Annotated in this window: 7 protein-coding genes; 4 read left to right on the top strand and 3 right to left on the bottom strand. The window is 70.0% G+C overall.

All coding sequences use genetic code 11. The annotated features are described in order from the left end of the window. Nucleotides 1-247: 247 nt before the first annotated feature. Nucleotides 248-1,669, bottom strand: a complete 1,422-nt coding sequence (locus ACFXJL_RS28290) for an NAD(P)H-hydrate dehydratase (RefSeq protein ID WP_384696979.1) — start codon at nucleotides 1,667-1,669, stop codon at nucleotides 248-250. A 214-nt stretch (nucleotides 1,670-1,883) separates the two neighbouring features. Here ACFXJL_RS28290 and ACFXJL_RS28285 point away from each other — a divergent pair, with 214 nt between their 5' ends. Beyond that, on the top strand, nucleotides 1,884-2,453 hold the full coding sequence (locus ACFXJL_RS28285; protein ID WP_358876465.1) for a hypothetical protein: 570 nt from the start codon (nucleotides 1,884-1,886) through the stop codon (nucleotides 2,451-2,453). Nucleotides 2,454-2,455: 2 nt separating this feature from the next. Further along, nucleotides 2,456-4,570 (top strand): endoglucanase, encoded by a 2,115-nt coding sequence (locus tag ACFXJL_RS28280; RefSeq protein ID WP_384696974.1) that lies wholly within the window; start codon nucleotides 2,456-2,458, stop codon nucleotides 4,568-4,570. A 139-nt stretch (nucleotides 4,571-4,709) separates the two neighbouring features. Here the strand turns inward: ACFXJL_RS28280 and ACFXJL_RS28275 are convergent, their stop codons facing one another. Together ACFXJL_RS28275 and glmS are read right to left on the bottom strand one after the other, a co-directional pair. Beyond that, complete coding sequence (locus ACFXJL_RS28275; RefSeq protein ID WP_329022251.1) at nucleotides 4,710-5,078, bottom strand: holo-ACP synthase; 369 nt, start codon at nucleotides 5,076-5,078, stop codon at nucleotides 4,710-4,712. 4 nt (nucleotides 5,079-5,082) lie between these two features. Next, nucleotides 5,083-6,930 (bottom strand): glutamine--fructose-6-phosphate transaminase (isomerizing), encoded by a 1,848-nt coding sequence (gene glmS / locus ACFXJL_RS28270; protein WP_384696971.1) that lies wholly within the window; start codon nucleotides 6,928-6,930, stop codon nucleotides 5,083-5,085. Between the two features lie 242 nt (nucleotides 6,931-7,172). On the opposite strand from glmS, the gene coaA reads away from it, so the two are divergent. Together coaA and ACFXJL_RS28260 are read left to right on the top strand one after the other, a co-directional pair. Further along, on the top strand, nucleotides 7,173-8,168 hold the full coding sequence (coaA, locus tag ACFXJL_RS28265) for a type I pantothenate kinase (protein WP_329022248.1): 996 nt from the start codon (nucleotides 7,173-7,175) through the stop codon (nucleotides 8,166-8,168). A gap of 30 nt (nucleotides 8,169-8,198) precedes the next feature. After that, a complete protein-coding gene (locus ACFXJL_RS28260) occupies nucleotides 8,199-9,143 on the top strand; it encodes a DUF389 domain-containing protein (RefSeq protein WP_358876468.1) in 945 nt (314 codons plus the stop codon). Nucleotides 9,144-9,181 lie beyond the last annotated feature (38 nt).

Genomic DNA, 9,181 nt, shown 5'->3' with positions numbered 1-9,181 from the left:
CCCCAAGACCCGCACCCCCACAGAGCAGCCCCACAACACACGCTCCACCCGGAAACACCCAGCCCGTCCGGCGCTTGAGGACGGAACCCTCCACCCCCCAAGGTGGAAACCAGGCACGGGCCCACCCGGAAACAGCCAGGCCCGCGGCTCTGGCCCCACCTCAGCCCGTCCGGCGCTTGAGGACAGAACCCCCGCCCCCCAGGGCGGAAACCCACGCACGGGCCCCACCCGAAAACAGCCACCCCCCTCACCCCAAAAATCTCACCCCCTCCCCCACCTCCCAAGCCGTGATCGGTGTGCCGTGGCTCGCTGCCCGGCGGGCTGATAGGCCGTGGAGGTAGGCCGCGAGCGAGCCCGCGTCCCGGGCGTTGAGTCCGGTTGCCAGCAGCGAGCCCGCCAGCCCCGAGAGCACGTCCCCGCTCCCAGCGGTCGCCAGCCACGGCGTCCCCATGGGGTTGGCCCGTACGGCGGTCCTTGGTTCGGGGGAGGCGATCAGGGTGGTGGAGCCCTTGAGGAGCACTGTTGCCCCGTAGCGTTCGGCCAGTTCCCGTACGGAGGCGAGCCGCGCCGACTCCACCTGGTCCCGGGTGGTGCCGAGCAGTGCTGCGGCTTCCCCGGCGTGCGGGGTGAGCAGGGTGGGCGCGGCCCTGCGGCGGACGACGTCGGCGTCCAGCAGTCGCAGTCCGTCGGCGTCGACGAGGACGGGCACATCGGTGGCGAGGGTTTCCGCCACCGCCCCGATGTCCTCGCCGAGGCCGGGACCGACGACCCAGGACTGCACACGGCCGGCCTTGGCGGGTGGCCCGGCGTGGACCAGGGTCTCGGGGAAGCGGGCGATCACCGCGTCGGCGGCCGGCCCCACGTACCGCACTGCTCCGGCCCCGCCGCGCAGTGCCCCGGCGACGGCGAGCACCGCCGCGCCCGGGTAGCGGGCGGACCCGGCGACGATGCCGACGACTCCGCGGCGGTACTTGTCGCTCTCCGCGGACGGGCGGGGCAGGAGTTGTGCCACGTCCTCGTGTTGGAGCGCCTCGACATCGGGCACGGACGGCAGTTCGGCGTCGAGCCCGATGTCGATGAGCCGTACGGTCCCCGCGTATTCACGTGCCGGGTCGATGAGCAGTGCCGGTTTGTGGGTGCCGAAGGTGATGGTGGCGTCGGCGCGGAGGGCTTCGCCGGTGACTTCCCCGCTGTCGGCTTCAACACCGCTGGGCAGGTCGACGGCGACGATCACGGCGTTGGATCCGCGGGCCGCGCGGGCGATGGGAACGGTCTCGGGCCGTAGCCCGCCCCGGCCGCCGATGCCGGTGATGCCGTCGAGGACCAGGTCGGCCGTAGCCAGTACCTCGAAGGGGTCGTCGGCGATCCGCCCGCCGGCGGACGTGAAGGCGGCGAGTGCACCGGGGTAGGTGCGTTCGGGTGCCAGGAGCACGGCGCGGACACCCGCTCCGCGACGGGCGAGGCGTACGCCCGCGTAGAGCGCATCGCCCCCGTTGGCTCCGCTGCCGACGAGGAGGACGACCCGTGCTCCGTACACCCGGCCGAGGAGATCGGCGCAGGCGGCGGCGAGTCCGGCGGCGGCCCGGTGCATCAATGCATCGGGCGGAAGCCGGGCCATCAGTGCGGCTTCTGCGGTTCTGACGGTCTCCACGCGGTGAGCGGTACGCATGCGTTCGAGTCTGCCCCAGGGCGCGTCTCCCCGCCCCTCGCGATGCCCGTGCCGCCCAATTGCGCCAGCCGTTGGCTGAGTTGTCGATGAAGCCGTGGGGGCGGTGGAGACCGGGGAGGGCGGTGCAGGCTTGACGCCACTCTTGGTTCAACTTAGGTTTGCCTTACCTAACAGGACTTGCCTCGACGTCCGTTCTGCGAAAGGTGTATCCCCCATGCGTACGCTCGCTCGCACCGCCGGCCGCGTCGCCACGGCCGCCCTGGGAGCTGTCGCCCTCACGGTGGCACTGGCAGCCCCCGCTTCTGCAGCGACCGTCAATCGCACCATCACCGACGGCGGTTCGACCTACAACCTGTCCGTGACCGCGCCGTCCACGGCTGCCGCGTCCGGCACGAACGTCACGGTGAGCGGCAGCGGCTACAACCCGAGCCAGGGCGTCTACGTCGGACTGTGCGTAGTCCCCGCAGGCGTGAACGTCAGCAATCCCGCCACCTGGACCAGCAAGCCCACCCCCTGTCTCGGCGGTCAGGACCAGGCGGGCACGACCGGCGCCTCGCACTGGGTCAACAGCGACTGGTGGTGGATGTCGCCGAACAACGCCTCCCCGTACACGGTCGCCAGCGGCCGGGGCAGCTTCTCGGTGTCGATCCACGTCAAGGCCCAGATCTCCTCGACCATCACGTGCGGCCAGTCCGGAGTGACGTGCGCGATCGTCACCCGTGCCGACCACTTCGACAGCAACGACCGCAAGTACGACGTCTACGTTCCGGTGACCTTCTCCTGATCATGAGACCTCGTACCGACAGAACCCGAACCAGCGGATTGACGGCCGCCGCGCTGCTGATCGCGGCGGCCTCGATCAGCGCCGCCACGAGCAGCAGCGCGGCGACGGCCGACCCCGGCGGGGCCACCGGCCCCACCGGGCAGAAGCTGACCGTCTCCGCGACCAAGGACATCGACCCCACTGGCCAGAAGGTGACCGTCACCGGATCGGGCTATGCGCTGGACAAGGGCGTCTACCTCGCCCTGTGCGCAGTCCCCAAGCCCGGTGAGGCGCCGAGCCCCTGCCTCGGTGGAACCGATATGTCCGGCAGTTCGGGATCGTCGTACTGGATCTCCAGCAATCCACCGGACTACGCCCGTGACCTGGTGAAGCCGTTCACCGTCCAGAGCGACGGCAAGGGCTCCTTCACCCTGGAGATGACGCTCAAGGCCAAGGACAGCAGCGCCGACTGCACCCAGCGGGCGTGCGCCGTCGTCACCCGTGCCGACCACACCCACTCCGCCGACCGCGACCAGGACGTCATCGTCCCCATCACCTTCGGCAGCGGCGGTGAGCCCACCCCCGAGGTCCCGGCCGGAACGGTGCGCCACCAGGCCGTACGCACCATCACCCCGGCTCTCGGCGGCGCCAACGACGCCGAGGTCGACCCGGCCAGGGGACATCTCCACATCAGCTCCGACAGCGGTTCCCAGAGCCGGCTGACGACGTACGACACCACGACCGGCGAGGTCGTCGGCGCCTCCGTCGAACTGCCGGGACCCGCCACGGTCATGGCCTTCGACCAGGAGCGCACCACCCTCTACCTGGGGTTGACCGACCGGGTCGCCTCCTACAACACCGCCACCAAGGTCTTCACCGACAGCCTCGCCACGGTCACCGGCAACATCAAGCACCTCGCCGTGGACCCCGGAGCGAACCGGCTGTACGTCACCAATCAGCAGACCCGTTCGGTGACGGTGTACGACACCGGGACCTGGCGTGCGGTCGGTGACCCCGTGGCCCTCCCGTTCCTGCCGGCGGGTCTCGCCGTCGACACCGAGCGGCACATCGGTTACGTCACCTACGTGGGCGGTGCGATGGAGAACGGCGCCCTGGTCTACCGCAATGTGCTCAACGCCATCGACGGCGCCACCGGGAAGCTCGCCAGCAGCCTCAGCCTGGGCACCACCGCACTCGGCAGCATGGGCGTGGCGGTGGACTCCACGACGGCCACTGGCTACGTCGCCAACCTGGCCGCGGGCACGGTCTTCACCGTCGACCTCCGGAAGAACGAGGTCACCGGCACCCTGACCGTGGGCGCCAACCCCAGGTCGCTCGCGTACGACCCGGGCACCAAGACCCTGTACGCCGCCCAGACCACCGCGGGCACGGTGGCCGTGGTCGACCCGGTGCACAACAAGGTCACGGAGACCCTGACCACGGGTGACGGCCCGGACGAACTGACCCTGGACCACGGGCGGCACACGCTGTTCACCGTCGCGTCGGGCACGGTGGCCCAGTCCCAGCGCCAGGTCTCACCGACCGTGACCACCCTCCCGAAGGCCGTCTCGGTCCAGGTGGGCCAGCAGGCCGTGTTCCGTGCGGCAGCGGAAGGCTTCCCCGCTCCCACGGCGAGTTGGGAGGTCAGTACGGACGGGGGCGAGATCTGGCAGCCGGTGGCGGGCGCTACCGGCGCGGAGTTCGCGTTCAAGGCGGCCACCGAGCACGACGGCAACCGCTATCGGGCCGTGTTCTCCAACCCGGTCGGCAGCACCCGCTCCGACGCCGCGGAACTCACCGTGTCGGCGATCCCGGAGCCCTCGCCCACACCGACCGAAGAACCGACGGACGGGCCCACGGAGGAACCAACCGACAACCCAACCGACCCCACCGCACCCACCGACACCGCCGGCGCCTCGGGCGGGACGGACCCCGAGCCCGATCCCACCGCACACTCCGGTGGGACCACCGACGGGGGCGGGAACAGCATGGGCGGGAGCGCGGGGGGCGCTTCCGTCGGCGGGGGCGGCAGTCTGGCCGCCACCGGTTCGACGCTGTTCCCCCTCTCCATCGCCGCAGCCGCACTCACCGCCCTGGGCGCGGCAGCGGTGGCCCTACGCCGCAGGACACAGGCGTAGGCCAGCCGGCGCGGCCCCCTCCCGTTCATCGGCCGGGAGGGGGCCGCGTCTTGTGCTTGGACGGCCCGGCACAACGCGGGCCCGATATGAACGCGGGCCCGATGCGACGGATGCTCATGGTGAACCGTGTGAACTGCGCCTACCCCTCGGCCACCACCATGGCAGAGGCGACCCCCGCGTCATGGCTCAACGAAATGTGCCACGACCGCACCCCGAGCGCCTCCGCGCACGCCGCGACCGTCCCGTACACCCTCAGACGGGGCCGCCCGCTCTCCTCGACGTACACCTCGGCGTCCGTCCAGTGCAGTCCGCTCGGTGCGCCCAGTGCCTTCGCCACGGCCTCCTTGGCGGCGAACCGGGCGGCCAGGGAGGCGTATCCGCGCTGTTCGCCGCTGGGCAGCAACAACTCACTCGTCAGGAAGAGCCGCTGGGCCATCGCCGGCGTACGTCTCAAGGACGCCGCGAACCGGTCGATCTCGGCGACGTCGATCCCCACCCCGATAATCACTCACTCACTCCACTGTCACTGATTTCGCCAAGTTCCGCGGCTGGTCCACCTCGTTGCCGCGGGCCGTCGCCAACTCGCAGGCGAAGACCTGCAAGGGAACGGTAGTCACCATCGGCTGGAGCAGCGCGGGAGTGACCGGGATGCGGATCAGATGGTCCGCGTACGGCTCCACCGTGCCATCGCCCTCCTCCGCGATCACGATGGTCCGGGCACCCCGTGCCCTGATCTCCTGGATGTTCGACACGATCTTGTCGTGCAGGATCGGCTGGCCGCGCAGGGAGGGCACCACGACCACCACCGGCAGGTCTTCCTCGATCAGTGCGATGGGGCCGTGCTTGAGCTCTCCGGCGGCGAACCCCTCGGCGTGCATGTACGCCAGTTCCTTCAGCTTGAGCGCTCCCTCCAGCGCCACCGGGTAGCCCATGTGCCGGCCGAGGAAGAGGACGGTGTCCTTCTGCGCCAGCGAGCGCGCCAGTTCCCGTACGGGGCCCATGGTCTGAAGCACCCGCCCGACGGCGTCGGGAATGTCCGCCAGTTCCCGGATCACGGTGCGCACCTCGTCGGCCGTCTGGCTGCCGCGTGACTGTCCGAGATACAGGGCGACCAGGTAGCACGCCACCAGTTGGGTGAGGAACGCCTTCGTGGAGGCGACGGCGACCTCGGGCCCCGCATGGGTGTAGAGGACCGCGTCGGACTCCCGGGGGATCGTCGAGCCGTTCGTGTTGCAGATGGCGAGCACCCGGGCGCCCTGCTCCCTGGCGTGCCGCAGGGCCATCAGGGTGTCCATGGTCTCGCCGGACTGGGAGATGGCGATCACCAGGGTCCGCTCGTCCAGGATGGGATCGCGGTAGCGGAACTCGCTCGCCAGCTCCACCTCGCACGGGATGCGGGTCCAGTGCTCGATGGCGTACTTCGCGATCAGTCCCGCGTGGAAGGCGGTTCCGCAGGCCACGAGCACGACCTTGGTGACCTCGCGGAGCACCGACGCCGGGATGCGGATCTCGTCGAGCCGCAGTGCCCCGGTCGTGTCGATACGTCCGAGGAGGGTGTCGGCCACGGCCTTCGGCTGCTCGGCGATCTCCTTGAGCATGAAGTAGTCGTAGCCGCCCTTCTCGGCTGCCGAGGCGTCCCAGTCCACGTGATAGGAGCGGACTTCGGCCGCCGCACCAGCGAAATCGGTGACGGTCACCCCGCCGAGGCGCAGCTCAACCACCTGGTCCTGGCCGAGTTCGATCGCGGACCGGGTGTGGTCGATGAAGGCGGTCACGTCCGACGCCAGGAAGAACTCGCCCTCTCCGACCCCGACCACCAGCGGCGAGTTGCGGCGGGCTCCGACGACCACGTCGGGCGCATCGCTGTGCACCGCCACCAGGGTGAACGCCCCTTCGAGCCGTCGGCAGACCTGGCGCATGGCCTCGGCGAGGTCCCCGCAGGACGAGAAGGACTCGGCGAGCAGATGGCCGACCACCTCGGTGTCCGTCTCGGAGATCAGCTCGTGCCCTCGGGTGGCCAGTTCGGCGCGGAGGACGGCGAAGTTCTCGATGATTCCGTTGTGGACGACGGCGACCCGTCCGGCGTTGTCCAGATGGGGGTGGGCGTTGAGGTCGGTCGGGGCTCCGTGGGTGGCCCACCGGGTGTGGCCGATCGCGCTGAAGCCGTCGGGCAGGGGTCTGTCCTTGAGTTCCTTCTCCAGGTTGACGAGCTTGCCCGCCTTCTTCGCGGTCGCAAGGCCCCCGTCGGCGAGCACGGCCACGCCCGCCGAGTCGTAGCCGCGGTACTCCAGCCGCTTCAGCCCCGCGATGACGACGTCGAGAGCCGACTGTCCACCGACATATCCCACGATTCCGCACATGCCCGCAGCCTAAGGCCAACCCCCTCGGCCCACCCGGGCGTGGCACGACGGGCGGTCAGCAGGTAGCCCGCAGGCACCCGTCCAGCCGCTGGGCACCCACCCGTACGGCGGAAGCAACCGACGGGCCGGGGCTAAGGCGATGCGTGCATCGTGCACTCCATGCACGGTGCTGGTGGGCAAGCCCGCTTCACCGTGATGTTCTCCACCATCCACAACGGACTCCGAGCGCCCACAATGGCGAGGTGATCACTTCGCCGTCGCACAGTGCGCCTCGCAGGGCAGAGCATCCGTCGACCCCGTACGTCGACCTCAGCCGCGCGGAGTGGAGCGCTCTGCGGGACAGGACCCCACTGCCCCTCACCGCCGAGGAGCTCGAACAGTTGCGCGGCCTGGGCGATGTGATCGACCTGGACGAGGTACGCGACGTCTACCTTCCGCTGTCGCGGCTGCTCAACCTCTATGTGCGCGCGACAGGCGAACTGCGGGGCGCCCTGAACACCTTCCTGGGCGACGCGGGTCACGGACAGGGCGAGCAGCCCGGCACCCCGTTCGTCATAGGGGTCGCCGGGTCGGTTGCGGTGGGCAAGTCGACCGTGGCCCGGCTCCTCCAGGCGCTCCTCGCCCGCTGGCCGGAGCACCCCCGGGTCGAACTGGTGACGACGGACGGCTTCCTGCTGCCCATGAAGGAGCTCCAGGCCCGCGGGCTGATGTCGAGGAAAGGTTTCCCCGAGTCGTACGACCGCCGGGCCCTGACCCGTTTCGTCGCCGACATCAAAGCGGGCAAGGACGAGGTCACCGCCCCCGTCTACTCCCATCTGATCTACGACATCGTCCCCGGCGAACAGCTCACCGTGCGCCGCCCCGACATCCTGATCGTCGAAGGGCTCAACGTCCTCCAGCCCGCCCTGCCGGGCAAGGACGGCCGCACCCGCGTGGGCCTCGCCGACTACTTCGACTTCTCCGTCTATGTGGACGCCCGCCCCGAGGACATCGAGCACTGGTACCTCAGCCGGTTCCGCAAGCTGCGCGAGACCGCCTTCCAGAACCCGTTCTCGTACTTCCGCAAGTACACCCAGGTCTCCGAGGACGAGGCCCTGGACTACGCGCGCACGATGTGGCGCACCATCAACAAGCCCAATCTGCTGGAGAATGTGGCACCCACCCGCGGCCGGGCCACGCTGGTCCTGCGCAAGGGCCCCGACCACAAGGTCCAGCGGCTGTCACTGCGCAAGCTCTGACCCCGCACCCATCCCGAGGAGTCCCACGGCGTGCTGCACCTGCGTCTGCTCACCCCCGCCGACCGCACGTCCGAGGTCCTCGGTCTCATCGACAAGACGGTCGGCACCGCCCATCTGGTGGTGGTGCCGGGTGCCGCCCGTGACCCCCAGGGCGATCTGGTGCTCTGCGATGTGGCACGGGAGGCGGGCGACGAGTTGATCACGGGCCTGCGGGACCTCGGGATCGACGCCTGCGGTTCCATCTCCGTCGACGACATCGACCTCTCCCTGTCCACCCGGGCCGACCACGCCGAGGAGGAAGCTCCGGGCGAAGGTGCGGACGCGGTGATCTGGGAGCAGCTCGTCGGCGCGACGCACGAGGAGTCGACGCTCTCCGTCACCTATCTCGCGTTCCTCTCCCTGGCCACGATGATCGCGGCCTGCGGAGTGGTCCTGGACAACGCGATCCTGATCGTGGGGGCGATGGCGGTGGGTCCTGAGTTCGGCCCGCTGGCCGGATTCTGCACCTCGCTGGTGCAGCGCGCTCCACGGCTGGCGTGGCGCTCGTTCTCGGCGCTGATCGTGGGGTTCGCCGTGGCCATAGTGATCACGGTGGGCTTCAGCCATCTCATGACGTGGCTGGGGCAGTTCGACGCGGCGAAGTTGGAGGCGGACCGGCCCAACACCGCCTTCATCTACCAGCCCGATGTGTTCTCGTTCGTGGTCGCGCTCCTGGCCGGGGTGGCGGGGACCCTCTCACTGACGTCGGCGAAGTCCGGAGCGCTGGTGGGGGTGGCGATCTCGGTCACCACCGTGCCGGCCGCGGCCAATGCGGCGGTCGCCTTCAGCTTCCAGGAGTACCGCCAGGCGTGGGGTTCCACGGAACAGCTCCTGTTGAACCTGGGCGGGATCGTGCTGGCCGGTACGGTGACGCTCCTGGTCCAGAAGGCGCTGTGGGCCCGCCGTACCGCTGGTCCCCGCCTTCGGGGCATCTGAGGGCCCCATCAGGGGCCGGGGAGGTACGAGGCGCCACC

It is taken from the genome of Streptomyces sp. NPDC059256, assembly GCF_042753785.1.
Lineage (GTDB): Bacteria > Actinomycetota > Actinomycetes > Streptomycetales > Streptomycetaceae > Streptomyces.
Note: the sequence above shows the minus strand (reverse complement) of the source record. Positions and strands in the feature narration are given on the sequence as shown.

Coding starts and splice junctions, on each gene's coding strand:
- ACFXJL_RS28290 (WP_384696979.1), bottom strand. CDS start 1,669: ATGCGTACCGCTCACCGCGTGGAGACCGTCAGAACCGCAGAAGCCGCA.
- glmS (WP_384696971.1), bottom strand. CDS start 6,930: ATGTGCGGAATCGTGGGATATGTCGGTGGACAGTCGGCTCTCGACGTC.
- ACFXJL_RS28280 (WP_384696974.1), top strand. CDS start 2,456: ATGAGACCTCGTACCGACAGAACCCGAACCAGCGGATTGACGGCCGCC.
- ACFXJL_RS28285 (WP_358876465.1), top strand. CDS start 1,884: ATGCGTACGCTCGCTCGCACCGCCGGCCGCGTCGCCACGGCCGCCCTG.